This is a genomic window from Streptomyces sp. NPDC001056 (assembly GCF_053598955.1).
On sequence record NZ_JBSFLI010000004.1, the window covers coordinates 175264 to 200285 of the forward strand.

Annotated in this window: 16 protein-coding genes and 3 pseudogenes; 11 read left to right on the top strand and 8 right to left on the bottom strand. The window is 72.4% G+C overall.

Going from position 1 to position 25022, the window contains the following annotated elements; all coding sequences use genetic code 11:
* Positions 1-23 precede the first annotated feature (23 nt).
* Positions 24-1250, bottom strand: coding sequence for a cytochrome P450 (locus tag ACWDD7_RS07170; protein ID WP_351867017.1), 1227 nt, complete (start codon positions 1248-1250; stop codon positions 24-26).
* A 457-nt stretch (positions 1251-1707) separates the two neighbouring features.
* Between ACWDD7_RS07170 and ACWDD7_RS07175 the strand changes: the two are divergent.
* The 4 genes and pseudogenes from ACWDD7_RS07175 to ACWDD7_RS07190 form a co-directional block, all read left to right on the top strand.
* Positions 1708-1872 (top strand): annotated as a pseudogene (locus tag ACWDD7_RS07175) (urease subunit gamma); the annotation flags it as partial.
* Positions 1868-2203: pseudogene (locus ACWDD7_RS07180) on the top strand (GTP-binding protein); the annotation flags it as partial. The pseudogenes ACWDD7_RS07175 and ACWDD7_RS07180, both read left to right, overlap by 5 nt.
* A complete protein-coding gene (locus ACWDD7_RS07185; protein ID WP_450456649.1) occupies positions 2200-3021 on the top strand; it encodes an urease accessory protein UreD in 822 nt (273 codons plus the stop codon). The pseudogene ACWDD7_RS07180 and the gene ACWDD7_RS07185, both read left to right, overlap by 4 nt.
* A gap of 437 nt (positions 3022-3458) precedes the next feature.
* Entirely contained in the window at positions 3459-6809 is a 3351-nt protein-coding gene (locus tag ACWDD7_RS07190; protein ID WP_450456650.1) for a lectin, read from the top strand.
* A gap of 165 nt (positions 6810-6974) precedes the next feature.
* Here the strand turns inward: ACWDD7_RS07190 and ACWDD7_RS07195 are convergent, their stop codons facing one another.
* The gene (locus ACWDD7_RS07195) at positions 6975-7622 is read right to left on the bottom strand and encodes a TetR/AcrR family transcriptional regulator (protein ID WP_450456651.1); all 648 of its coding nucleotides are present in this window, start codon (positions 7620-7622) and stop codon (positions 6975-6977) included.
* Positions 7623-7736: 114 nt separating this feature from the next.
* On the opposite strand from ACWDD7_RS07195, the gene ACWDD7_RS07200 reads away from it, so the two are divergent.
* Positions 7737-8195 carry a cupin domain-containing protein gene (locus ACWDD7_RS07200; RefSeq protein ID WP_450456652.1) on the top strand — a complete coding sequence of 153 codons (459 nt, stop codon included), beginning with the start codon at positions 7737-7739 and terminating at the stop codon, positions 8193-8195.
* Between the two features lie 61 nt (positions 8196-8256).
* Here the strand turns inward: ACWDD7_RS07200 and ACWDD7_RS07205 are convergent, their stop codons facing one another.
* Positions 8257-9084, bottom strand: coding sequence for an alpha/beta fold hydrolase (locus ACWDD7_RS07205; RefSeq protein WP_450456653.1), 828 nt, complete (start codon positions 9082-9084; stop codon positions 8257-8259).
* A 373-nt stretch (positions 9085-9457) separates the two neighbouring features.
* Between ACWDD7_RS07205 and ACWDD7_RS07210 the strand changes: the two genes are divergently transcribed.
* Entirely contained in the window at positions 9458-10453 is a 996-nt protein-coding gene (locus ACWDD7_RS07210; RefSeq protein ID WP_450456654.1) for a winged helix DNA-binding domain-containing protein, read from the top strand.
* 58 nt (positions 10454-10511) lie between these two features.
* A pseudogene (locus ACWDD7_RS07215) lies at positions 10512-10931 on the top strand (acyl carrier protein); the annotation flags it as partial.
* Positions 10932-11154: 223 nt separating this feature from the next.
* On the opposite strand, the gene ACWDD7_RS07220 reads toward ACWDD7_RS07215, so the two are convergent.
* On the bottom strand, positions 11155-11928 hold the full coding sequence (locus tag ACWDD7_RS07220) for a thioesterase II family protein (protein WP_450456655.1): 774 nt from the start codon (positions 11926-11928) through the stop codon (positions 11155-11157).
* Positions 11925-12920 carry an LLM class flavin-dependent oxidoreductase gene (locus ACWDD7_RS07225; protein WP_392211958.1) on the bottom strand — a complete coding sequence of 332 codons (996 nt, stop codon included), beginning with the start codon at positions 12918-12920 and terminating at the stop codon, positions 11925-11927. The genes ACWDD7_RS07220 and ACWDD7_RS07225 overlap by 4 nt, the downstream gene beginning before the upstream one ends.
* 411 nt (positions 12921-13331) lie before the next feature.
* Here ACWDD7_RS07225 and ACWDD7_RS07230 point away from each other — a divergent pair, with 411 nt between their 5' ends.
* The gene (locus ACWDD7_RS07230; protein WP_450456656.1) at positions 13332-14201 is read left to right on the top strand and encodes an AfsR/SARP family transcriptional regulator; all 870 of its coding nucleotides are present in this window, start codon (positions 13332-13334) and stop codon (positions 14199-14201) included.
* Between the two features lie 363 nt (positions 14202-14564).
* The gene (locus ACWDD7_RS07235; RefSeq protein ID WP_450456657.1) at positions 14565-16016 is read left to right on the top strand and encodes a flavin-containing monooxygenase; all 1452 of its coding nucleotides are present in this window, start codon (positions 14565-14567) and stop codon (positions 16014-16016) included.
* Positions 16017-16093: 77 nt separating this feature from the next.
* Here ACWDD7_RS07235 and ACWDD7_RS07240 read toward each other — a convergent pair whose 3' ends face one another.
* From ACWDD7_RS07240 to ACWDD7_RS07250, 3 genes are read right to left on the bottom strand one after another with little or no spacing between them, the layout of a single operon-like run.
* Positions 16094-17677, bottom strand: coding sequence for a long-chain-fatty-acid--CoA ligase (locus ACWDD7_RS07240; protein WP_450456658.1), 1584 nt, complete (start codon positions 17675-17677; stop codon positions 16094-16096).
* A complete protein-coding gene (locus tag ACWDD7_RS07245) occupies positions 17674-22371 on the bottom strand; it encodes a type I polyketide synthase (protein WP_450456659.1) in 4698 nt (1565 codons plus the stop codon). Before ACWDD7_RS07245 ends, ACWDD7_RS07240 begins: the two co-directional genes overlap by 4 nt.
* Before the next feature lie 13 nt (positions 22372-22384).
* Positions 22385-22723: an acyl carrier protein gene (locus tag ACWDD7_RS07250; protein ID WP_392211963.1), complete on the bottom strand. Its 339-nt coding sequence runs from the start codon at positions 22721-22723 to the stop codon at positions 22385-22387.
* 135 nt (positions 22724-22858) lie between these two features.
* Here ACWDD7_RS07250 and ACWDD7_RS07255 point away from each other — a divergent pair, with 135 nt between their 5' ends.
* Together ACWDD7_RS07255 and ACWDD7_RS07260 are read left to right on the top strand one after the other, a co-directional pair.
* Positions 22859-24316, top strand: a complete 1458-nt coding sequence (locus ACWDD7_RS07255) for a CoA transferase (protein WP_450456660.1) — start codon at positions 22859-22861, stop codon at positions 24314-24316.
* Between the two features lie 126 nt (positions 24317-24442).
* Complete coding sequence (locus ACWDD7_RS07260; protein WP_450456661.1) at positions 24443-25000, top strand: carboxymuconolactone decarboxylase family protein; 558 nt, start codon at positions 24443-24445, stop codon at positions 24998-25000.
* Positions 25001-25022: the final 22 nt, after the last annotated feature.

Genomic DNA, 25022 nt, shown 5'->3' on the forward strand with positions numbered 1-25022 from the left:
CATCGCCTCGGCGGTGGCGCCGGTCAGGCGGCCGTCACGGGCGTGAACCGCACCGGCAGGCGCTGCGGTCCGCGGGTGAAGACGCCTTCCTCGACCGGGTCGAAGCCGTCTGCGAGACGCATGTCGGGCATGGCGTCCAGCAGTTGGCTGACACCGATCTCGACCTCCGCCTTGGCGAGCAGCGCGCCGACGCAGAAGTGCCGGCCGAGCGCGAAGGCGAGGTGGTCGGCGGCGGCGGAGAAGGCGGTCGTCGTGGTCAGGTCGTCACGGAAGATGTCGAAGCGGTCGGGATCGCGGTAGCGGCTCTCGTCCCGGTTGGCGGCGCCTATCAGGCAGGTGACGGTGACGCCGGCGGGTATGGTGCCGCCGCTGAGCTTCACCTCGGTCGCGGACTGCCGCATGATCATGTGGACGGGCGGGGTGTACCGCAGGGTCTCGGCGAAGGCCCGCGGGATCAGGTCGCGGTCCGCGCGGACGGCGGCGAGCTGGTCGGGGTGGCGGAGCAGGTTCGCGAAGATGCTGGCGATCGCCTTGTCGGTGGTCTCGCCGCCGGCGGCGAGCAGCAGGCTGCAGAAGGCCTTGATGTCCTCGTCGCTCATCCGCACTCCGTCGACCTCGGCGGTGCACAGCGTGGACAGCAGGTCGTCGCCCAGGCTTTCGCGACGCTCCCGGATGATCGGCAGCATGTACTCGGCGAACTCGACACGGGTCCGCTCGCCCGCCGCGGCCACCTCAGGGTCGCCCGAGAGGTTGCCGAGGAAGGCGATGACGGTCGTGTACCAGCGGTGGAAGCGCGCGTGGTCCGCCTTGTCGAGCCCCAGCATGTCGGCGATCACGTTGACCGGGAAGCGGGTGGCGTAGTCGTTGACCAGGTCGGCGGAGCCGGAGTTCCGGAAGGCGTCGATCAGTTCGCGCGAGTTGCGCTCGATGACGGGGAGGAACTTCTCCTGGAGGTCGGCGCCGCGGAAGGCGGGAGCGACGAGGGCGCGGCGCACGGCGTGCTCACGGCCGCTGAGCTGGAGGATCGTCCTGCCGTGCACGGGCTCGATCTGCCAGTCGTAGTTGTCGGTGGTGAACTCGCCGTTCTTGTCCTTGAAGACGCGCTCGACGTCCTCATAGCGCGAGATGATGTAACTCTGCGTCGCCTCATGCCAGATGAGGGGCGCGGCGTCGTGCATCAGACGGTACGCCGAGTAGGGGTCCGCGGCGAATTCAGGCGAGAGGATGTCGGGCACCTGCGCGGTGGGCATGGGGCTCCCTCAGGGTCAGTGACTGGTGTGCGTCACACGGTAGTTGAATAATGATCAGCTGAAGCGGTCCTCACCGCCACCAGAGTCGGAGAGATCCTGGAACCGACAGGGAGGACCCCGACGATCCGTCCCCCGGACACCGCCCGCTCCGATCCCGGACGTGCGGGCGATGCGAACCGGCCACCGCCCGAACAGGACTGCCGTGTGCTGTGCCGGGTTTCCGGTCGGGCGGTTGCGGCGAACGAGTGTGTGTGCACGCCTCCAGGGGCGGTTCCTGTCGCCCTCGCTGGCGCGTTCGACTCGCCGTCCGTCCGAAGTGGCACAGCGTGTTCCGCTTCGCCGCACCGGCCTGGCCCCAGAACGATCGAGAGCGGCGCGGTCCGGCTCGGCTTCTGGATCCGGCGGGCCCGTGCCGCACCGTCGACGAAGGCTCGCTGCCGGATCCGAGAAGGGCACCATGCATTTCAGTCCCCATGAGCAGGAGCGCCTGCTGGTCCATGTGGCGGCCGGTGTGGCGCGGCAGCGCAGGGAGCAGGGCATCAGGTTGAACTATCCGGAGACGATGGCGTTGCTCACCGCCCACGTCTACGACCAGGCCCGGATCGGCCGGAGCGTCGGCGAAGGGGCTGGTCGACACGCAGGTCTTCGTCATCGACGTCGCGAGCGGTGACGACATCCCGCGCAAAGGCGGTCCCGGCATCACCACCGCCGACCTCCTCGTCGTCAACAAGACCGACCTCGCGGCGTACGTCGGCGCCGACCTCGGCGTCATGGCCCGGGACGCTGCCGAGCGGCGCGGCGGCCTCCCTGTCGTGTTCACCTCCCTCACCGACGACGACGGCGTCAGGCCCGTCGCCGACTGGGTGCTCGAACGTCTCGCCGCTTGGCGCCGGGCGACCACGTGGCCCGAACCCGCCGTCACCGCGCACCGACCGGGCCGGCAGGAGAGATGAGTACGCTCGCCGACGACCGCATGACGCCCCTCACCGCGGCCTCTTCGGACACCTCCGGCGTCGTGGCCACCGCACGGGTGCGTGCCGCCCACAACGGCCGCACCACCACCCTCCCGCTGCTCAGCGGTGACGGCCCCTTCCACCTTCAAAGACTCCGCCCCCGCGGCGACCTGGCCCGCGTCGACGTCATCGGCGCCATGAGCGGACCTCTCGGCGGCGACCGGCTCGCCCTGCACACCGACGTCGGCCCGCGTGCCCGCCTTCGGATCACCTCAGCCGCTTCCACCATCGCCCTGCGCGGCCCCACCGAGGACGCCGCCACCTACGACATCCGCCTCACCGTCGGCGACGACGCCACCCTGCACTGGCTGCCGCGGCCCCTGATCAGCACCGCCGGCAGCAACCTCCGCCAGACCTGCACCGTCGACCTCGCCCTCACCGCCCGTCTCATCCTCAGGGACGAACAGGTCATCGGCCGCACCGGCGAGACCAGCGGCCGGCTGAGTACGCGCCTCACCGTGCGCCGCGCCGGCCGCCCCCTGCTCGACCAGCACACCGGCTACGGCGACCCGCACCCCGCCTGGGACGGCCCGGCCGTCGTGGGCGCGTACCGCGCCTGCGGCCAACTGCTCGTCGTGGACCCGTCCCTCACCCCGGGGGCCTTCCCTCCGGTCCTCCTCGGCGACCCCGGCACCGAGGCCCGGGGCGTACTGGTCCCCCTGGCCGGCCCGGCCCTGCTCGCCACCGTGGTGGCCGACACGGCCACCGGGCTGCGCCGCCTCCTCGACGAGGCACTGCGACGAGCGCTCACCCCATAGGAGAGGAAGGGCGCAGACCTTGAGCCGGTGCGCCGACCCGGGCAAGGGGGAGCAGGAACGGAAGGCTCGGGTGAAGTCCGTCCGGGACGCGTGAAGTTCGCCGGGAGGGACGAACACGGGTCCACCAGGGGGCGACAGCCGTCGGCCGGACGCGTCGGCGCGGTGCCGAACGACGCGCTGCGAACTTCGCTCCCGAAAACTGCTGTTGACATCGTTGACAGGTCGTAAGCCCACGGGCTTCACTCGACACTTGTGGATGGCAACGTTGTCAGGGTGTTCGACCGAGCTGCCCGGCACCGTGGCCCCTCACGACGTCCCTGTCCTTCGGCACATCAGCACCTGTGCGAAGCACGAAACGCTGCGGAGGCAACCCGATGGTCCGACCCCGACGTTCAGCCGCGCCACGTAACCGAAAGAGACTTCGCCAACGCCTGGCCGTGATCTCCGTCCTGGGGATCGCGGCACTCCCGCTCCCGGCGATCGGGGACGCCCATGCCGCGAGTGCCGCACCACCGGCCCTGGTGAAGGATCCCGCGTCCCTCGTCAACCCCCTGATCGGCACCTCCGGAGAGGTGGACACCTTCCCCGGCCCCGACATGCCGGCCGGGATGGTGCAGTGGGGTCCGGACACGACGCCGGACCGGCCCTCGGGCGGCGGATACGAGTACAACGACAACAAGATCTCGGGCTTCAGCCTCACCCATGTCTCCGGACCCGGCTGCGGCGTCGCGGGCGACCTCCCGGTTCTTCCGGTGACCGGCACGCTCTCGGGCAACCTCGGCAACGCGTCCGCGGGCTTCCGCCACGCCGACGAGCAGACCGGCATCGGGTTCTACAAGGTCACCGACGCGAGCGGCGTCACGACCCGGCTGACCGACACCACCCGCGCGGGCCTCGGCTCCTTCACCTTCCCGGCGGGCAGCCGGGCGAACCTGCTGTTCAAGCTCAGCGGGGGTGCCACACAGGTGGACGGGACCCGCGTCCAGGTGGTGAACAAGAAGGAGATCAGCGGCGCCGTCGACAGTGGTCACTTCTGCGGTGCGAAAAACCGGTACACCCTGCACTTCGACATCAAGTTCGACCGGCCGTTCACCAGCAGCGGCACCTGGATCGGCGGCACCATCAACCCCGACGCGACATCCTTGAAGGCCGGCAAGGTCCGGCAGGAGCTGCGGACACACCCGTCGAAGCGGCTGAAGGAAGAGCACTTCACCGTTCCCGCGGCCCCGTCCCCGACCGTGCACGACAACGCCGGCGGGTCCTCCGGTACGCCGGCCCCGGCCCCGAGCGCCGGCGCCACGCCCTCCACGTCGGCCACGGGCAAGGCCGCCCAGCCGCCCACCACGGGCGCGAACGGGATGTACCTGACCTTCGACACCTCCTCCGACCCCACGGTGAGAGCGAAGGTCGGCATCTCGTACACCAGTGACGCCAACGCGGCGGACAACCTCACCACCGAGATCAAGGGCTGGAACCTCGACGCGGTGGAACAGGCGAACCACGACGCCTGGAACGCGGTGCTGGACAGGGTCCGGATCGGCGGCGGCACCCCGGACCAGCAGGTGCAGTTCTACACGGCGCTCTACCACGCGCTGCTGCACCCGAACGTGTTCTCGGACGCCAACGGCCAGTACATGGGCATGGACAACCAGATCCACAAACTGGCCAAGCACCAGCGGGCCCAGTACGCCAACTACTCGGGCTGGGACACCTACCGCTCCCAGACCCAGCTGATGGCGCTGGTCGAGCCCAGGGTCGCCGACGACGTCGTCACCTCCATGCTCAACGGCTACGACCAGACGGGTCTGCTCCCCAAGTGGGCCTCCAACAACGGCGAGAGCTACGTGATGGTCGGCGACCCGGCGGCCGGCATCATCGCCGGCGCGTACGCCTTCGGCGCCCGTGGCTTCGACACGGGCAAGGCCCTCGCCGCCCTGCGGCACGAGGCCACCGCCCCGAACAACGACCGCCCCGGCGAGTCGGTGCGGGACGCGAAGGGCTACCTCCCGCTGGACGAGAACGACTACGGGTGCTGCAACTTCTACGGCCCGGTCTCCACGCAGTTGGAGTACGATTCCGCCGACTACGCCCTCGCCGCCTTCGCCAAGTCGCTGGGCAGGACGGCCGTCTACCGGAAGTTCGCCACCCGTGCCCAGGACTGGATGAACGTCTTCAACCCGCAGACCGGCTATATGCAGGCGAAGGACAAGGACGGTCAGTTCGCGGGCGGTTTCACCCCCGGTACCTCCAGCGGCTTCGTCGAGGGCACGTCCGCCCAGTACACGCCGATGGTGCCGTTCAACCTGAGGCAGCTCATCCAGGCGCGGGGCGGTGACAAGGCGTACTCCTCCTTCCTGGACAGCCTGCTCGACAACATCACCGATCCCGGCAACACCGATGCCAACCTGAGCAACGAGCCCAGCGTGGAGATCCCCTGGGAGTACGCCTACACGGGTCAGCCGTGGAAGACCCAGGAGGCCGTCCGAGCGGCCCAGCGGAACCTGTACTTCAACGCCCCGGTCGGCTCGTTCGGCAACGACGACCTCGGCGCGATGAGCTCCTGGTACGTCTGGTCCGAGCTGGGCATGTACCCCGAGACCCCGGGCACGGACACCCTGGTACTCGGCAGCCCGGCATTCCCCGTGGCGAAGGTGACGCTCGCGGGCGGCAAGACGGTGCGGATCAACGCACCGCAGGCGGCGCCCGACGCCCCGTACGTGCACTCCCTCGACGTCAAGGGCAAGGAGTGGAGAACCTCCTGGCTGACGTACGAGCAGTTCAAGGGCGCGGGCACCCTGGACTTCACCCTCGGCACCCGTCCGGACGAGTCCTGGGCCTCCGGCCCGTCGGCGGTGCCACCGTCGGACACCACGGGCGGGGACCGCGTCCTGGCCGCGGCCGGCCCGTCCAGCGACGGCCTGGTGCTCCAGCCGGGTACGTCCGGTGACGGCACCCTCGACCTCACCAACCTCGGCGGCGAGGACGCCACCGTCGACTGGAAGGCGACGGCGCCATCGGGCGTCACACTCGACCCCGCGTCCGGCTCGGTGAAGGTGCCCGCCTCGGGCAGCGCCGAGGCGAAGGTCCATGTGACGGCGGGCGCGGGCGAAGGGACGTTCCCCGTCACCTTCGCGTTGACCGACCACGGCACCGGGGCGGCGCTGAACGGGGCGGCCCTCCGGGTCGCAGTGGCCAAGGCCGGCGAGCTGTGGCCGTACGACACCAACGAAGGCGTCTACCCCGACGGCGCGACCTTCTCCGGCGGCTTCGACAACGGCGGCTGGGCCTTCTCGCAGAACGCGCTGTCGGCGGCCGGAGTCACGAGCGGCTCCACCATCACGGTCGACGGCGTCTCCTACACCTGGCCGACGGTGGCGTCCGGTCGGCTGGACAACCTGGAGATGGCCGGCCAGACCATCCCGATGCCGGCCGGTACGTCGGGAGCGTCGCTGGGCCTGCTGGGCACGGCGACCGACGCGCCGACCGACGGCAGCGGAGTCTCGGGCACGATGACCGTCACCTACACCGACGGCACCACGTCCGAGGCGACGGTCGGCTTCTCGGACTGGACGCTCAACGCCGGTTCGAGCAAGCCGATGGCGGGTGACACCACGGCCGTCACGACGGGCTACCGGAACACCGGCAGAGGCGGCAGGGACGGCGTGAAGACCTACGTCTTCGCCACCAAGGTCCCGCTCGACGCGTCCAGGCAGGTGGCGTCGATCACCCTGCCGGTGACGGGCTCGACGGGCAGCGCCCATCTGTTCGCCTACGGCTTCGGCCGGTGAGACCGGGCAGACGCTGACGGGCCGGTTCCCGCGGTGCGAGCCGCGGGAACCGGCCCACCCGGCGTGTGAGCCGTGGCCGGGGAGGCCGTACGTCCTTGCTCGGCCACGCCCTTGACGGAGCGTGAACAGCGGGGTGCCGTCCCGTCGGGGCGCCGGCGGGCCGGCTCATGTCCGTGCGTCAGTGGCCGGCTTCGCGTCCGGGTGCAGGGCGGCGCGGGTGAGGGACGTCGCGGTCGCCACGACGCTGGCGATGGCGTCCTGCGGGTCCAGGCCGTACAGGTCGGTGAGGTTGAAGAGCGCCTCGGCGCTCACCACCACGGCAAGGCCGCGTCTGAGTTGCTCCAGCGCGGGGGGATCGATCGCCGCGGCCACCGCCTGCGGGGCCAGCGCGTGGTCGATCAGCCCGAAGCGCAGGCCGGGCCGGGCGGACCGTTCGGGCCGGGCGATGGTTCCGGCGATCATGGCGCGGACCACGCCCTGCCGGGCCAGCACGTGGCGCAGCAGGAACTCGGTCGCGGCGGCGACGCGTTCCACCGGATCGGTGGAGTGCTCGACACCGGCGAGAGCCTCGTCCGGATCGGGGAGCTGGCCGGCCATGGCCTCCTGCAGGAGGCTGACGAGATCGGGGAAGTAGCGGTAGGCCGTGGCCTCGGAGACGAGGGCCGCCACGGCGATTTCGCTCATGGTGACCTCGCGTCCGGTGCGGCTCAGTTCGGCCGCGGCCTGGACGATCGCCCGACGCGTACGCAGCTTCTGGTTCGCGCGGCCGGTCATGCCGGAGGTCGGCGAGGTCGGCGAAGTCGGCGGGGACATGGATCCACCTTTCGGTCCGCGGCGGGGAATCGTCCTTCCTGTGAGGAAGACTTGCATCATACGATGCGACCAGCCTATTTTCATGCGAGCTAACTCTCATGAAGGAGCCTGGTCATGAACAGCGTCGCGATCATCCCTCCTGACGGCGGCGAGGTGATCCAGTTGGGGCCGGCGAGGATACGCATCCTGGAGGACGGCGGCACGACCGAGCACCGCCTCGGGATCGGCGAGATCACTCTCGCCCCGCGCAGCGCCGGCCCGCCCCAGCACCGCCACGCCGAACACGACGAGGGCTTCTACGTGGTCTCCGGCACGGCCCGGTTCACCGTGGGCCACGACGAGCACGAGGCGCCCGCCGGAACACTGGTGATGGTCCCGCCGGGCGTACCGCACACCTTCGCGAACCCCGGCGAGGAGCCGCTGGTGATGATCAACACCTTCACCCCCGACCTGTATGTGCAGTACTTCCGGGACCTGCGCGACGCGGCGACGCGGGACGGGGAGCTGACGGGCCCGGCCACCGTGCGCGTCATGGCCCGGTACGCGACCGCGCCCGCCGCGGAGTACGACTGACCCGCCGCGGCCGCCGGCCCGTGCGTGCGGTGCTCCCGGGGGCCCGGCGACGCGGTCGGGTTCAGGCCGCGGCCGACCGGTTCGCCACGGTCTCGGCGAAGTCGCCGATGGCGCCGAGGGTGCGCCCCGGCTGCTCGATGTGCGGGAAGTGCCCGGCCTCGGGGATCGACGCGAAGTGGCCGTTGGGGAAGGAATCGGCGTAGTCGCGGCCGTAGGTTGCGGAGGCGATACCGTCCTGCTCGCCCCAGACGACCAGCACCGGCACGCCGACACGATGCAGGCGACCGCGCAGCTTCGGGTCGTGCGAGAACTTCTCACCCCCGTAGAGCGCCAGGGCCCGCTGGTTGGCGGCCCCCTGGGCCCGCTGCTCGTCACTGAGGGAGGAGAAGTCGGGGCGGAGGGCCGGATCGGCGAATGACAGCTCGGCGATCTCGGCCGGCGCCAGGGCGCGGGTGTCCACGACCGCGTCCTCCTTCCGCGCCGCGTGGATGCCCACCGCGTTGAGCAAGGTGAGACTGCCTATGCGGGCCCTGGTGTCGCGCAGGGCCATCTCGGAGGCGACCCAGCCGCCGAGCGAGCTGCCGATCACCATGACGTCGCTCAGGCCGAGGGCGTCGAGCAGGTCCAGGTAGGCGACGGCGAGGTCGGCCGGCGTATCGCACCACTCCGGGCGGGGCGTCCCCTGGAACCCCGGGTGGGTCGGGACGACGGTGTACGCGTGCTCGGTCAGCGCGCTCGCCAGGCCGGTCATCGTCCGGGGGCCCGCGCCGCCGTGCAGCAGGAGGAAGCCCCTGCCCCCGGAGTCGCCGCCGCGCTCTTCGATGGTCACGGACAGGCCGCCCGGGAGGTCGACGGTCCGGGTGTCGCCGGTGGGAACAAGAGAGGTCATTGCCGCGCCCTTCGTGAGAACTGACTCTCATGAATATAGACGGGTCGCATTCGTGATGCAAGTCGACTCTCATGACGAGGGTGCCTTCCCGTTGGTCGTATGGGGGTCCTCCGCGGGGGCGTGCCGGGGGAGGAGGCGGACGGTGGGGCGCAGGGACGGTGGGGCGCAGAGGGTGACGGCGGCACGGCGCCCGGCCGCGGACCGGGCGTTCTCGTGTGCTGTTCGTGGCGGGACGGCCATCGGCTACGGTTCGGGAACCGTCGGCGGCGACGGGGGATGTCAGGGGGCGTACGTGCGGGAGCTGGGACCGGGTCGGGTCAGACTGCTCCGGGCGTGGTCGCAGGGCGTGGGGGGCGCGTGGCGCGCGGCGTCCGTGGCCGCTGTTCTGGAGCGCTGTCTGGCCGTGCAGGCGCAGGATCTGAGGGCGGCCGCGCTCGGGGTCAGGGCGCGCGGCTCCGGGCTGACCGAGGCGGACGTGTACCGGGCGCTCGGCATCGAACGCACTCTGGTCCGGGGCTGGTTCATGCGCGGCACGCTGTACCTGGTCCCGGCCCGTGACGCGGCCTGGCTCCGCGAACTGCTCGCTCCGCTACTGCTGCGCCGCAGCGAGCGCCGGTACCGGGAGCTGGGGCTCGGACCCGCCGAGCTGGAACGGGGGGAGCGGGTGATCGCCGAGGCGCTCGCCGGCGGTCCGCTGACCCGGGACGAACTCGCGGCGCGGATGACCGAGGCGGGCCTCGACGCCTCCGGGCAGGTCCCGTTCCACCTCGTCCGCCGATCCGCTCTCCTCGGTACCGTCTGTTTCGGTCCGGTCCGGGAGGACGGCTCCGCCACCTACGTCCTCGCGAACGACTGGCTGCCCGCCTTTGCCGGACCTTCCGGCCCCGCCGCGGTCGAAGAGCTGCTGCGCAGGTATCTGGCGGCCCACGGACCGGCGACCGCGGCCGACTTCGCCACCTGGTCCGGGCTCGGCCTGCCCGCCGCCCGCTCCGCGTGGCGGGAACTGCTCGGGGCCGGTCTGATCGAGCCGTGCCGCGTCGGCGACCTGGACGGGCACGCGCTGCCGGCCGGCGCGCCGCCCGGCCCGGAGCCGGTGGGCGACGTCCGCTTGCTGCCGGCCTACGACAACTACCTGGTGGGATTCACGGATCGCCGGCTGTCCGTCGAGCCCGAGCACGAGCGCAGGGTCTGGCCGGGCGGCGGTCGGATCAGCCCCACCATCGTGGTGGACGGCCTGGTCCGCGGGGTCTGGCGCCGGGACCGGACACGTGCCGTCGCCCTGGAGCCGTTCGACGGCGTTCTGGACGGTGCGGGCCCGGCGGCCCTCGACGCGGAACTCCACGACATCGCCCGGTTCCTCGCCGCATGACCCCCGGCCAACCGCGCGGGACCTCCTGCTGCCCGAGCCGCCGCGCCCCTCGGCCCGGGTGAGCACGGCCGCGTCGGTCGCCGCCCCGGCTCCGGAGGCCGTCGAGGAGACCGCGGCTCCGGGGGCCGTCGTCGACGGTACGGCGCGGTACGGGGAGGCCGTCGCGAGAACTGGGCGGGATCGGGGGGCTACCGAAGGCACTGGGCCGGAGCCGGGAGCCGTCGAGGACACGTTCCCCCCTGCGGAGACCGTCGAGGACACGGTCCCCCCTGCGGAGACCGTCGAGGACAGCGCGCCGGAGTTGCCGGAGCGGGTCCGGCACGTCTGGCGGGAGGTCCTGGGCACGGACGACGTGCGTCCGCGCAGCGACTTCTTCGATCTGGGCGGCCACTCCTTCGCCGCGCTCAAGGTGCGCCGGCTGCTCGGGGGCGGCGTACCGCTCGCCGAGCTGTTCCGCCACCGGACCGCCGCCGCGCTCGCCGCCTACCTGGCCGACGGGGCGCGGCCGTCGACCGACCACCTCCTTTTCCGGCGTGCCGACGGAGCACCGCCGCGCCCCCGGACGCGACGGCGGCCACCCCACGACCGCGAACCGGTCCACCGCCTCCCGGAGATCAGGCCGGAGGCCGGCGTCGCCGGCCTCGACCCGGCGGGGTCACCGCCCACCTCGCCCCGGCCCGACTCCGGCGAGGTCCGGGCGGTCAGGTCCGGGCGGTCAGGCGGCGCAGGTGGCGTTCCAGGCCGTGGTGGACCGCCGCGGCGTGCTCGAAGAGGTAGAAGTGGCCGCCCGGGAACTCGGTCGCGCCGAGGAACTCGGCGCAGTGGTCCGTCCAGGCGGCCATGTCACCAGGGGTCACGATCGGGTCGGTGGTGCCGCAGTAGGCCGCGACCGGGCAGGGTGCCGGTTCGCCGTCCTCGCGCAGGCTGCCGGCGGCCAGGAAGTCCGCGCGCAGCGCCGGCATGATCGAGGCCAGGGTGGCCGCGTCGAGTGCCGTCCCCTCCGGCATCAGTCCGAGCCGGGCCACCCGGGCGAGGAGCTCGTCGTCCGACATGGTGGCGACCCGGGCGAGGTCGGCAGCCGGTTCCAGCGCCGGGGCCCAGGCCGAGACGCCCAGCAGCGCGGGCGCCGGCAGGCCGTCGGCCGCGGCGGCCACGGACAGGCGGTAGGCGAGCAGAGCGCCGAAGCTGTGGCCGAACAACAGATACGGGCGGCCGTCGAGTTCGGCCTCGAACGCCGTCAGCAGCGCTTCCACCAGGGGTGTCACATCGGTGAACGGCTCCTCCCCGAACCGCTCCTGACGTCCGGGCAGTTGCAGGGTGCGTACCTCCATGGTGGAGGGCAGGGTGGCGGCCCAGGCCTGGTAGGCGGGGGCCGTGCCGCCGGCGTGCGGGAAGAGGAACACCTGGTGATCGGCGTTCGGATCGGCTCCGGAGCTGGTGAACCAGCGGGCGCGCCGGGTGGTTTCGGTCGTCATGGGCTCTCCTGATCCGTCTGGCGGGCCTTGGACACCAGGACGTCCGCGAACTCCCGCAGGTGGGTCTCCGGTCGCAGCGATCCGATGCGGAGCACGATGTGGCGGGCGCCCGCCCGCACGTAGTCGGCGAGGCGCTGGGCGCAGTACTCGCTGGGGCCCCAGGCGTAGGTCTGGACGGCGGACATCTGCTCCAGGGTGCGGCCGTAGCAGAGCTCCAGGTAGTCGTCGAGTTCGACCCTGGCCCGCCGCTCGTCGGGGCCGACCGTGACCGTCAGGTAGAGGGCCGGGGTGACCGCGCCGGCCGGGCGTCCCGCGCGCCGGCACAGGTCCTCCAGGCGCCGCCGGGCACCGGCGTAGGCCTCGGCCGAGGTGCGGAAGGGCAGCCAGCCGTCGTAGCGGCGGGCCGCCCGCTCCAGCCCCCCTGCGGTGTCGTCGGCGGCGAGCCACAGCGGCGGCCCGTCGGGTACGGCGGGGCGGACCAGCCGGTCGAGGCCCTCCGCCCGCCAGTGCCGGCCCGCGAAGCGGTTCGGCGCGCCGGGCCGGGTGCTGCTCCAGGCCGTGCGCCACAGCTCGGTGATCTCGTCCAGCCGGCCCGCCCGGTCGCCCGCCCCGGCGCCGACGGCGGCCAGTTCCTCGTCGGTCTCCGGCGCCGGGAAACCCGCACCCACCCCCAGCACGAGCCGGCCGGAGCTGACGTGGTCCAGGCTGCTGACCATGTTCGCCGCCACGAGCGGGTGCCGCAGCGCCGGCGTCAGGGCCGCGGTGCCCAGGAGCACGCGGCGGGTCACGGCGCCCACGGCGGACAGCGCCACCAGCGGGTCGAGCCGAGGGCGCGCGGTGAGCGAGTCGCCCGTCCACAGGGAGTCGAAGCCGAGGCCCTCGGCCCGTCGCGCGAAGTCCAGCAGGGGCGAGGCGCCGTACTCGCCGAGGATCGCCTGCTCCCGGGTCGGCAACAGCACCCCCACGCGGAGCGGCTGACGGGCTGCCCCCATCGCGCACCTCTTTCCCGGATCGTGGTCAGCGGTCCCGTCGATCCAACCCGGCGCGCCTGACAGATTCCTGATCGACCGATGAAAGAAGGGCGCCCGGTGCGGTGGCGCCGAGACGGGTGATGAACCGGTCGCCCGCCCCGTCATATCAATTACCTGCGGGGTATTCGGAAAACCGTTAATGCGCTGCCTGAATCGGCCATGGCTAGGCTCGATAACCCGCACGTGGGCGTGGTCGACGCGTGCGTTTGCTGCCCGAGATGCACCGATCCGTCCAGATATAAACATCGAAAATCAGCTTCGTTGCAGTGGACATGCACTGGCCTGGATGCGACGACTGTCTCTTCTTGGTACTTGCGGCTGCGAACATGTCCGGAGTCAATAAAAGGAACCGCGCACGGCAGGGGAGAAAAAGTGATCAATTATTCGCAGTTAGAGGACGAGCAGCCGAACAACGGTATGAGAGTGCCGTCCGGCTCCCAGGTGCCGGCCACTTCCGGGACCGCTCCGGTCTTCACGTTCCTGGGGCCGCTGGAGGTGCGCGCGGGCGACCGTACGCACACCGTCGGCGGGAACCGGCAGCGCGCCCTGCTGGCGGCGCTGCTGGTGAGCCCGGGCCGCCCGCTGGCCGCCGAGCAGCTGTACACCGAACTGTGGGGGGAGAACCCGCCGCCCACCTTCGAGAACTCGCTGCAGGCCCACGTCTACCGGTTACGCCGGACCCTCCAGCAGCTGGCGGGCCCGCACGGCCGCGCACCCGAACTGCTCACCCGCTCGTCGGGGTACGTCCTGGAGCTGGGCGGCCAGGAGACCGACGCCGCGGCCTTCCGCCGGCTGGTCGGCCAGGCCCGCGCCCGCGCACGGCACAGCCCCGAGGAGGCGCACCGGCTGCTCGGCCAGGCGCTGGCGCTCTGGCGCGGCGCGCCCTTCCAGGACGTCAACCAGGGTCCGATGTCGCAGAGCGTGGCGCTCGCGCTGGAGGAGGAGCAACTGTGCGCCGTCGAGGACAAGCTCTGGCTGGAGATCCAGCTGGCGGACCCCGTGCACATCATCAGTGAGCTGAAACGCATGCGCACCATCCACCCCTGGCGCGAGCGCCTGACCGAGATGCTCATGGTGGCCCTGTACCGGACCGGACGGCAGGCCGAGGCCGTGGAGACCTTCAACAGCACACGGCGCCGGCTGGCGAACGAGCTGGGCATGGAGCCCTCGCTCAAGCTGCGCGAACGGCTGCGGGAGATCCTCAACCAGGCACCCTCGCTGGACGCGGCCGTGCCCGCGTAGGCGCCCGAAGGTCTCGACGAGACGAGGCTGCGGCAGTACGCCCGGAATCCGCCGGGGGCGTTCTGCCGCAGCCTCGTCGCATGCTGTCCGCGGGAAACTCTGCGCCGGGTCCGAAAATCCGCTGCCGCGTCAGCGGCGCGTCAGCGCGCTGCGCCAGAATATTTCACGCGCATACCCGTACCCGAGTGGGAGAGTTGTTCCCTGCGTCCCTCCTCTTTGCGATCGAAGAGGAGTAAATCCGGTTTCCCTTTTTCTTTTTCCGCTTCATCAAAGGCGTTATCTCGTTACGACTCATCAGTCTCCCTTCAGTCGTCGATCAGCAGCGCTGGTCAAGGTGGACGGCGAAAGAAGGACGACGAAGGGATGACTGTGGACGAGGACTTCGAGATCGTCATCATCGGAGCCGGGATGTCGGGCCTCGGCATGGCCGCCCGCCTCAGGGAAGCCGGACGGCACGACTTCACGGTGCTGGAGAAGGCCGCCTCCCTCGGCGGGACCTGGCGCGAGAACACGTACCCCGGCGCGGCCTGCGACGTGCAGTCCCACCTCTACTGGTACTCCTTCGGCGAGCAGCCCGACTGGAGCCGCACCTACGCCGGGCAGCCGGAGATCCTGCGCAACCTCAAGCGGTTCGCCACGAGCCAGGGACTGACGGAGCACATCCGCTTCGGCACGGAGGTCACCCAGGCCACGTGGTCGGACGAGGACGGCCGCTGGCTCCTGCGCACCTCGCACGGCGCACGGCTGCGGGCCCGCGTCCTGATCACGGCGTGGGGGCAGCTGGACCGGCCGGCCTGGGCGCGCATCGAGGGCGCGGACGACTTCGCCGGGACCCAGGTGCACACGGCGCGCTGGCCCGAGGCGCTGGACCTGACCGGCAAGCGGGTCGCCTGCATCGGCAGCGCGGCCAGCGCCGTCCAGCTGGTGCCCGCCATCGCGGAGACCACCGAACGGCTGACGGTGTTCCAGCGCTCCGCCAACTACCTGCTCCCGCGTCAGGACCAGGCCCTGGGCGACGACGAGCGTGCCGCGCTGCGCGCCGAGCCGCACCGCTACGCCGCGCTGCGCGAGGGCCTGTACCGGGAGCGCGACGGCTGGGCCGCCGGCCTGCGGGACGACGGCAACCCGGTGCGCGAGCAGTTCCTCGGCGTGGCGGCGGAGCACCTGGCCGCACAGGTCGCCGACGGACGGCTGCGCGAGCGGCTGACCCCCGACTACGCGTTCGGCTGCAAGCGGGTGCTGATCAGCGACGACTACTACCCGGCGCTGTGCCGCGACGACGTCGAGCTGGTGACGGAGCCCATCGCGCGGATCGAACCGGAGGGCATCCGCACCACGGACGGGCGGCTGCACGGCCTCGATGTGATCGTGCACGCCACCGGCTTCCAGCCGCTCGACCGCACCGGCGGCGTGGAGATCGTCGGACGCGACCTGCTGACGCTGCGCGACGCCTGGAAGGAGGGGCCCGAGGCGTACCTCGGCATGGCCGTCAGCGGCTTCCCCAACATGTTCATGCTCTACGGCCCGAACACCAACCTGGGCCACCACTCGATCCTGTTCATGGTGGAGTGCCAGATCGCCTACGTGCTCCAGGCCCTCGACGCCGGCCCGGACCGCGTCCTGGACGTCGACTCGGAGGTGCAGCGGCGCTACAACGAGCGGCTCCGGCAGGACCTCGCGGGCACCGCCTTCGCCGCCGGCTGCGGGAGCTGGTACAAGACGAGCGACGGCCGCGTGGTCAACAACTGGCCCGGCAGCATCGAGGACTACCGCGAGCGCACCGCCCGCTTCGCGCCGCAGGACTACACCGGATAGTCCCGCGCGCTCCGGCAGACGGAAGAACGGCCCGCCCCTCGGCCAGGGGCGGGCCGTCCTTCCGTGCGCGCGGGAGATCAGCCGCGCGCGGCGGCCAGTTCGTCGCGTACCGCCCGCCGAAGGATCTTCCCGCTGGGGTTGCGGGGCAGCGCTTCGGCGAAGTCGTACGACGTCGGGATCTTGAAGTCGGCGAGCCGGCCGCGCAGGAACAGCAGCAGGTCCCGCGCCCCGGCCTGCTGCCCGGGCTCCAGGACCACCCGGGCGTGCACGGACTCCCCCCACCGCTCGTGCGGCAGGCCCACCACGGCCGCCCCGGCCACGGCGGGGTGCCGTGCGAGGGCGTCCTCGATCTCCTTCGGGTAGACGTTCTCCCCGGCGACGACGATCATGTCGTTGACCCGGTCGCGGACGTGGAGGTACCCGTCCTCGTCCAGGTAGCCGGCGTCCCCCATGTGCACCCATCCGTCGACCACGGTGCGCCCCGTGGCCTCGGGCAGCCGCCAGTAGCCGAGCATCCGGGCGGGTGTGCGCACACAGACCTCCCCGACCTCGCCGGTGGGCAGTTCCCTGCCCTCGGGGTCCTCGATGCGCACCTCGATCCCCGGGTACGGGCGGCCCGCCGCGCGTAGCCGCGGGCTGCCGGGGACATGGTCGGCGGGCGGCAGGCAGAGGGCGAAGTTGCCGGTCTCGCTGCTGCCGTAGATCTGGAGGAAGTGGCAGTCGAGGACGTCGATCGCGCGGTTCAGCAGGTCCTCGCCGATCGGGGAGCCGCCGTAGACCACCTTGCGCAGTGAGCCGAGGGCGCCCCGGGCGGCGGCCGGTTCGAGGAGCATCAGCTCCAGCATGGCGGGCGCCACGATGGCGGTGGTGACCCGCTCCGTCTCGATCACCCGTACCGCGTCGGAACTGATGAAGGCGGGCAGCGAGACCACCGTGGCACCGGCGTTGAACGCCTGCATGCCGTAGGACAGGCCGCCGATGTGGAAGCCGGGCAGGCCGATCAGGGCGCGGTCGCCGGGAAGCCAGTCGAGCCAGTCGAGGCCGTTGTCCTCCATCGCCTCGGCGACGTTGAAGAAGCTGCGGTGGGCGAGGACGACGCCCTTGGGCAGGCCGCTGGTGCCGCTCGTGTAGATCTGCACGACGGGGCTGTCCTCGCCGCCGTCGCCGCCGTCCGCCCCTTCGCCCGCGGGCTCGGGCGCGCCGGACAGCGAGCCCTTGCGGGCGGCCAGGGACGCGGCGCCGGGGGTGTCGGCGTCCAGACACAGCACGGTGCGCAGCGTGGGCAGGCCCTTCTGCACCTCGGCGGCCACCGGCAGGTGCTCCTCGTCCACGAGGAGCACCTCGGTGGTGGAGTCGCGCAGGATGTGGTCCACCTCCTGCGCGGTCAGCCGCCAGTTGACGGGGACCAGGACCGCGCCCGTGCGGGCGCAGGCGAAGGCCAGCTCCCAGTACTCCACGGCCTCCTTGCCGAGGTAGCCCACGCGGGAGCCGGGTCCGACACCGCAGGCGCGCAGCACCCGGGCCGTGCGTTCGCTCTCCCGGTCCAGTTCCCGGTAGGTGAGGGTGCGGCCCGCGCAGACGACGGCCGGCTGGTCCGGCCGCAGCGCGGCGTGCCGCGCGATCACTGCCCGCAGGGTCCGCGGTCGTGTCGACGTGGTCATCGGTGTGCTCCCGTTCCTGCCTCGTGCGCCGGTGCCTCGGCACCGGACAGCAGCTGTTCGATGTACGCGCCGAGCAGGTCCACGGTGGGCCGGTCGAAGGTGACGGACGTCGGCAGCGTGACCCGGAAGGCGGCCTCCAGCGAGTTGCGGATCTCGACCGCGTTGAGCGAGTCCATGCCCAGGGCGGCCAGTTCGGCGTCGGGTTCGATGTCGTCGGCCGACTCGAAGCGCAGCACGTCCGCGAGCCGGGTCCGCACGATCGCGTTGATCCCGGCCGAGCGGGCGTTCGCGGGGGCGTCGGCCAGGGCGTCGATGCCGGTCGGCGCCCCGTCCGCGGCGGGCGCCGGGACCAGCTCGGCGAAGAGCGCGCTCGGCGCCCTGCGGGCCACGAAGCGGCCCCAGTCGCAGTGCCCCATGAGGACCTGGGTGCGCCCGGCGTCCAGCAGCGCGGGCAGCGCCTCGGTGGCCTCGTCCTGCTCCAGGAGGGTGATGCCCTGGCCCTCCCAGCTGCGGACCAGGGAGGAGCTGAGCTGCCGACCGGGCTCCCGGGGCGCCCACGGGCCCCAGTTGACGACGGTGGCGGGCAGGCCCGCGCCGGCGCGCCGTGCCATCAGGTGGTCCAGGAAGGCGTTGCCCGCGCCCGCGCCGGTCTGCGTGGCGGCACCGAGCAGGGCGCCGGCCGTGGAGCAGGCGAGGAAGAAGTCCAGCTCGGGCAGGCCGGCGGTCGCCTCGTGCAGCAGCCAGGCGCCGTAGACCTTCGCGCGGAAACCGGCGTCCAGGCTTTCCCAGGTCTGCTGGGCGAGCGGCAGGTCCTGCGCCCTCTCCTGGGCGGCGTGCACGATGCCGCCCAACGGGGGTGCGGTGTCGGCGAGTTCGGCCAGCACGCGGTCGACGTCCGGTGCGGAGCCGAGGTCGCAGGGGTGGACGCTCACCGTGACGCCGTCGCCGAGGGAGGGGGCCGGACCACCGGTGCGGCTCAGCAGCGCCAGGCGGCGGGCGCCGAGACCGGCCAGCCGGCGCGCGACGGCCCTGCCGACCATGCCCGTGGCGCCGGCCACGACATAGGTGCGGTCGGGACGCACGGCCAACGGCCGGGAAGCCGGGGGCACGGCGTCGGCCGCACGCAGCCTGCGCACCCAGCGCCCGCCGTCGCGGTGGACGATCTCCAGTTCGCTCTCCTGGGCCGCCAGCCACTCCCGCACCAGTCCGGCGGCGCCGTCGGCCTGGTCGCCGGCGCCGGTGCCCTCGGCGGCGGGCGCCAGGTCCACCAGAGTCACCCGGTACCCGGGGAACTCCACGCCCAGGGCCCGGCCGAAGCCCCACAGGGTGGCCGCAGCCGCCGGTGCGGTGCCCTTGTCGCCGGGCAGGTGCTGCGCGCCCGCGCTGACCAGCCACAGCCGCTGGCCACGGCCGAAGCCCTTGCGGGCCAGGGTGTCCAGCACGGCGAGCAGTTCACGGTAGTTGGCCTCGCACTCGGCCCGCAGTCGCGCCGCCACGCCCTCCTCGCCCGGCTGGGCGCCGTCGGTGCGCCACAGCCAGCACACGTCGGTGGGCGGCGCGCCGTCCAGGGCGTCGGCCAGGGCCGTCGGGCCGGCGGCGACGGCGAGGTCGACCTCCTCCGCGGCGGCGGCCTCGGCCAGCGCGTGCGGCAGCCGGGCCGGGTCGCCCACGACGAGCACCCGCCGTCCCTCCCGCCGGGTGGCGGGCAGGTCCTGGGACACCCAGTGCTGCTCGTAGTACAGGCCGCCGTTCGCGCCCCGCACGTCCTCGCCGGTCCGCTCCGCCTGCCAGGCGGCCTCGGCGGCGCGGCGCTGCGGGGTGGGCAGCCAGTACCGCTTGCCGTCGAAGGGGTACGACGGCAGGGTGATCCGGTGCCGGGGCGCACCCTCGTGGTAGCCGGCCCAGGAGACCGGCACGCCCGCCTCGTACGCCTTGCCCAGGGACCGGCGGATCATGTCGCCGTCGTGGTCGTCGCGGAAGGTGCTGCTCAGCCAGACGTGGTCCGCCTCACCGGCCGTGGCCCGGGCCAGCGCGGTGAGCGCGGCCGAGGGACCCAGCTCGACGAAGACGTGCCGCCCGCGCTGGTCCACCGCCCGGACACCGGCCTCGAACTGCACCGGTTCGAGCAGATGCCTGATCCAGTACTCGGGGTCCGCCATCTGCCGTCCGCGGGCCACGCGCCCGGTCACGTTGGACACCAGCGCCATGGTCGGCGTACGGAACTCGACGGTGGCGAGCACCTCGCGGAACTCGTCGACGATCTCGGCCATCAGCGGCGAGTGGTACGGCACCGCGCCGCGCAGCGGGGTGACCTTCACACCGCGTTCCGCCAGGCGCAGGCCCGCGTCGGCCAGCGACTCGTCGCCCCCGGTCAGCAGGCACTGGCCGGGGCCGTTGACGGCGCCGATGGTGAGGTCCGGGTAGCCGTCGAGGAGCGGGGCGACCTCCGCGGCCGGCGCGCCCACCGCCGCCATGCCGCCCTTGCTGCGCACCGCCTCGCTGAGCCGTCCGCGGGCGGCCACCAGCCGGGCCCCGTCCCGGAGCGAGAACAGGCCGGCCACCGCGGCGGCGGCGAACTCGCCCAGGCTGTGGCCCATCAGCACCGAGGGGCGCACGCCCCAGGACAGCCACAGCCGGGCCATCGCGTATTCGAGGCTGAACAGCGCGGGTTGCAGAAAGCGCGGTTCGTGGATGCGCTCGGGCGCCGCGCACTCCCCGCGCACCAGCTCGCCGAGGGGGACGCCGAGCAGCGGGGTCAGGATGCGGTCGCACTCGTCCAGCGCGGCCCGGAAGACCGGGTACTGCCGGTAGAGCGCGGCGCCCATGCCGGGGTACTGCGTGCCGGTGCCGGAGAAGAGGAACGCCACCTTCGGGGCGCTCGCCGAGCCGGCGCCGCGGGCGGTGCCGGCCGCCGGATCGGCGACGTGCCTGCCCAGCGCCCGTACGGCGGCGTCCCGGTCGCCCACCACCTCGGCGATCCGGTAGCGGAAGTGCGCGCGGCCGGTGTTGGAGGTCCGGCACAGGTCGGCGACCGGGACGTCGGGATGCCGCTCCAGGTGGTCGAGGTAGCGCTCGGCGAGGCGGCGCAGCGAGGTGCGGCTCTTGGCGGACAGGGTGAGCAGGGCGCTGGGGCGCGGATCGGCGGCCTCGTCCGCCTGCCCGCCGGCCTCGTTCGCCCGGGTGTCCGCCTCGGACGCCTGCGCTCCGGCCTCGTTCGTCCGGGTGTCCGCCTCGTCCGTCCGCCTGCCCGTCCCGGGCGGCCGCGCGCCGGTCGTCGCGACCGGTGCCTCCTCCAGGACGACGGAGGCGATCGTGCCCGTCACCCCGAACCCGTTCACCATCGCGCGCGCGGTGCCGGCCCCGGGCCAGGGGCGGCACTCGGTCGGGACGGTGACGGGGGCGTCGTCCCAGGCGATGCGCCGGGAGGGGGTGACGAGGTTCAGGTGCGGGAAGACGGTCCGCTCCCGCAGTTGCAGCACCGCCTTGATGAGCGAGCCGGCACCGGCCGCGCCCTCCATGTGCCCGATGTTCGTCTTCAGCGAACCCACCAGCACGGGGCGGTCGTTGCTGTGGGACTCCGCGAACACGTCGCTGATCGCGTCCATCTCGGTGGGGTCCCCGAGCGCGGTGCCCGTGCCGTGGGCCTCGACGTACTGGATGTCGCCGGGCGTCAGGCGGCACCGGGCCAGGGCGGAGCGCATGACCTGTTCCTGGGCGGCGCCGTTGGGGGCCACCAGGCCCGCGCTCTCGCCGTCCTGACCGACCGCGGAGCCCCGGATCACGGCGTGCACCGTGTCGCCGTCCCGCAGCGCGTCGGACAGCCGCTTGAGGACCAGCACCCCGCAGCCCTCGGCACGGGCGTAGCCGTCGGCCCGCTCGTCGAAGGTCTTGCACTGCCCGTCGGCGGAGAGCACCCCGCCCAGGGACAGGATGGTGTGGTTCTGCGCGTTGTGGATGACGTTGACGCCGCCGCTCAGCGCGATGCCGCACTCGCCGCCGCGCAGGGCCTGCACGGCCAGGTGAGTGGCGGTCAGCGACGAGGAGCAGGTGGTGTCGACGGTCATGCACGGCCCGCGCAGTCCGAGGAAGAACGACAGCCGGCCCGAGACCGCGCTGTGGCTCAGCCCGGGCGCGAGGTAGCCGTCGAGGTCCGCGGGGGCGAGACCGGTGGACTCGAAGATGTAGTCGAGGGTGGTGACGCCCATGAACACGCCCGTGTCGCCGTGCCGCAGCGAGGTCGGGTCGATCCCGGCGTGCTCCAGTGCCTCCCAGGCCGTCTGGAGGGCCAGTCGCTGCTGGGGGTCGATGTAGGGGGCTTCTTTGGGCGAGATCGAGAAGAAGGCGGCGTCGAACCGGTCGACGTCGCGTACGAAGCCGCCGCGCGGCCAGTCGCCGGCCGCTTCCCCGCCCGGGACGGCGTGCTCGGCCTCCGGGGCGCCGGCGGCCGCCGTGTCCGGGGCCATCTGACGGCGCTCGCCGGCGGGCAGGGGTCCGATGCCCGAACGGCCCTCGCGCAGGAACTCGGCGAAAGTGTCGACGTCGTCGTTCCCGCCCGGAATGCGCAGCCCCATGCCGACGACGGCGATGGGCTCGTATTTCTCCTTCTCAAGGGCGGCGAGCGCTTCTTCCGTGCGTCGCAGTTCAGCGAGTGCGGCGGCCAGCTCGGCCGCCGCGGGATTCGAGGTGTCCGACATTTATTCCCCCCGGTCAGGAAACGGATCGCGCGCAGAGATGGTCTATCAACTGTCCGGCGGTCGGGTGGCCGAAAAGAGCGGCCGTCGAAATCTCGCGCCCCAGCTTACGCTCCAGGGAAAGCTTCACCTCGCTGAGTCGCAGTGAGGTGAGTCCCAGATCGAAGAAGCCCACATCCAGCGAGAACTCCTCGCGGTCGGTCATGAAAAGGGCGTTCCTGAACTCCTCGACCACCAGGTCCTCGATGAGTTCCCGGCGCTCGTGATCCGGCAGGAAATTCAGCTCCTCCACGGCGGGAAAATCATGCGACACCCACGTCACCGCCTCTCTACGAATCGACTGCTTCAGCCCCACCGAACCAGCCCTTCCTGATAATGAACTGACAGTCGGCTGATGACGGTCCGGCTTTCGGTCGCACTGCCCCCGCCGTCAAACGAAAATAGCGCTCGATCGGTTTGACGCCACCAGATCGGTGCTATGTTTCCGGGCATGGAGGAAAACGAATTCGATCTGGTCGGTGAATTAGACAGGACACTGAAGACGCTGGGCCTGTCGCGCGACGACGCGGTCAGCGAACTCGTCGTGCGCGGACACGATCCGCTGGTGCCGTCCACCATCCGGCTGGGCTCGGCGATGGGCATAGCCCTGCTGTCCGCCGCCGTCGGCGCGGCACAGATCTGGCACGCCGCGACGGGCCGCCCGCAGCGGCTGGGACTGGACCTCGGGCAGGCGATGCACCAGCTGACGCCCTACCTCGGCGGCGGCAACACCCTGAACGGCTACGGCTCCAACATGGGCAGCGTCCTCGGACTCGACGGCTCCCTGGCCCCCGCCCTGTGGGACCTGTACCGCACCGCGGACGACCGCTGGGCCATCCCGATCGCCTGCTACCCGAGCACCCGGGACGCCTTCCTCGACCTGCTCGGCACCGCGCACACCCGCGAGCGCATCGGCGCGGCCGTCGCCCGATGGGTCTCCTGGGACCTGGAGGAGGCGGCGGCCGCCCGGGGCGTCCCCCTGGCGATCGTCCGCAGCAGGGAGGAGTTCCTCGCCCACCCCCAGGGCCGGGCCGTGCTCGCCGAACCCCTCGTGTCCGTCGAACGTGTGGGCGACGCCCCGCCGCGGCCGCTGCCGGCCGCCGCCCAGCCGCTGTCCGCGCTGCGCTCCCTGCAGTTCACCCACGTCTTCGCGGGCACCGCCACCGGCCGCGTCCTCGCCGAGCAGGGCGCCGACGTGCTGCACGTGTGCGAGCCGAACGCCTTCGACCACGACCTGTGCTGGAACGAGACGGGCGTCGGCCTGCGCTCCGCCCGCCTCGCCCTGGACACCGGCGGCGAGGGCCGGCGCGCCTTCGACGAACTGCTGCGCACCGCGGACGTCTTCGTGCACAACCACCGGCCCGCCAAGATGGCCCGGCTCGGACTCGGCCCCGAGGAGTGCGCCGAGATCTCGCCCGGCATCATCCACGTCTCCGTCCGCGCCTACGGCCACACCGGCCCCTGGCAGGACCGGGGCGGCTTCGACCAGCACGCCCAGGCCCTGACCGGGGTCAACTGGAGCGAACGGCGGGCCGGGCGGCCCCAGTTGCCGCCCGGCCGCATGCTCAACGACTACCTCGCCGCCTATCTCGCCGCCGCCGGCGTGATGAGCGCGGTCCTGCGACGAGCCCACGAGGGCGGCAGCTACCAGGTGCGGGTCTCCCTCGCCGGCGTCGCCAACTGGGCGTGGCAACTGGGCACCCTCACCCGCGAGCAGTGCGAACGGCTCCTGCCCCCGACCCCGCTGCCGCCGCCCCGCCGCCTCACCCGGCCCACCCCCCTCGGCGACCTCTCCCTCGTCGCCCCGCCCGTCAGTTTCAGTGAGACCCCGCCCGCCTGGCGCGGGCCGCTCCTGGTGCCCCGAGGCTCGTCCCGCCCCTGCTGGGACGAGAACCCCGCGTCGTCCTGACGTCCCGCCCGCGCGCCACGCCCGTACCCCACTCCGTCAGCCCACGCCTCGCCCACCGGGGGGCGCCCCGCCCCACCGCCGCCCCTGCCGGTCCTCGCGCACCGGCCCGTTCCAAGGAGTCGGATCATGTCCCGTATCCCCTGCCTCGACACCGAGGCCCTGCCCGAAGCCCTGCGCAGCCTCAGCCAGGGGCGCGTCATCAACGTGTACCGCGTCCTCGGCCACGCGCCCCGGTCGGTCACGCAGATAGCCCGGCTGGGCGCCGCGCTCTTCGCCGACGCCAGCCTCACCGCCATGGACCGCGAACTGCTCATCCTCACCTACGGCACCACGTTCGAGGCCGAGTACGAGTGGGCGCAGCACGTTCCCATCTCCCGCGCCGTGGGTGTCACGGACGACCAGCGCGCGGCCCTGCGCCAACGGCGCTACGACGCCGATGTCTTCACCCCCGCCCAGCGGGCGCTGCTGGGCTTCGCGGCGGCCGCGGCCGCGTCGCCCTTCGTGGACGAGGCCCTCCTCACGGCCGTGAGCGCCCACTACACGTCGGAACAGATCGTCGAGACCCTCGTCCTGGCGGGCTTCTACTTCCTCGTCGGGCGCGTCTGCACCGTCCTCGACGTCGAGATCGACGCGGCCGGAACCGACGAACTGGTCCGCATGGCACAGACCATGCACAGCCGCTGAACTCCCCGGCACCGGCGCGAGA

Coding starts and splice junctions, on each gene's coding strand:
- ACWDD7_RS07170 (WP_351867017.1), bottom strand. CDS start 1,250: ATGCCCACCGCGCAGGTGCCCGACATCCTCTCGCCTGAATTCGCCGCG.
- ACWDD7_RS07225 (WP_392211958.1), bottom strand. CDS start 12,920: ATGGGGGCAGCCCGTCAGCCGCTCCGCGTGGGGGTGCTGTTGCCGACC.
- ACWDD7_RS07240 (WP_450456658.1), bottom strand. CDS start 17,677: ATGACCACGTCGACACGACCGCGGACCCTGCGGGCAGTGATCGCGCGG.
- ACWDD7_RS07245 (WP_450456659.1), bottom strand. CDS start 22,371: ATGTCGGACACCTCGAATCCCGCGGCGGCCGAGCTGGCCGCCGCACTC.
- ACWDD7_RS07235 (WP_450456657.1), top strand. CDS start 14,565: ATGACTGTGGACGAGGACTTCGAGATCGTCATCATCGGAGCCGGGATG.
- ACWDD7_RS07195 (WP_450456651.1), bottom strand. CDS start 7,622: ATGTCCCCGCCGACTTCGCCGACCTCGCCGACCTCCGGCATGACCGGC.
- ACWDD7_RS07260 (WP_450456661.1), top strand. CDS start 24,443: ATGTCCCGTATCCCCTGCCTCGACACCGAGGCCCTGCCCGAAGCCCTG.
- ACWDD7_RS07185 (WP_450456649.1), top strand. CDS start 2,200: ATGAGTACGCTCGCCGACGACCGCATGACGCCCCTCACCGCGGCCTCT.
- ACWDD7_RS07205 (WP_450456653.1), bottom strand. CDS start 9,084: ATGACCTCTCTTGTTCCCACCGGCGACACCCGGACCGTCGACCTCCCG.
- ACWDD7_RS07255 (WP_450456660.1), top strand. CDS start 22,859: ATGGAGGAAAACGAATTCGATCTGGTCGGTGAATTAGACAGGACACTG.
- ACWDD7_RS07200 (WP_450456652.1), top strand. CDS start 7,737: ATGAACAGCGTCGCGATCATCCCTCCTGACGGCGGCGAGGTGATCCAG.
- ACWDD7_RS07220 (WP_450456655.1), bottom strand. CDS start 11,928: ATGACGACCGAAACCACCCGGCGCGCCCGCTGGTTCACCAGCTCCGGA.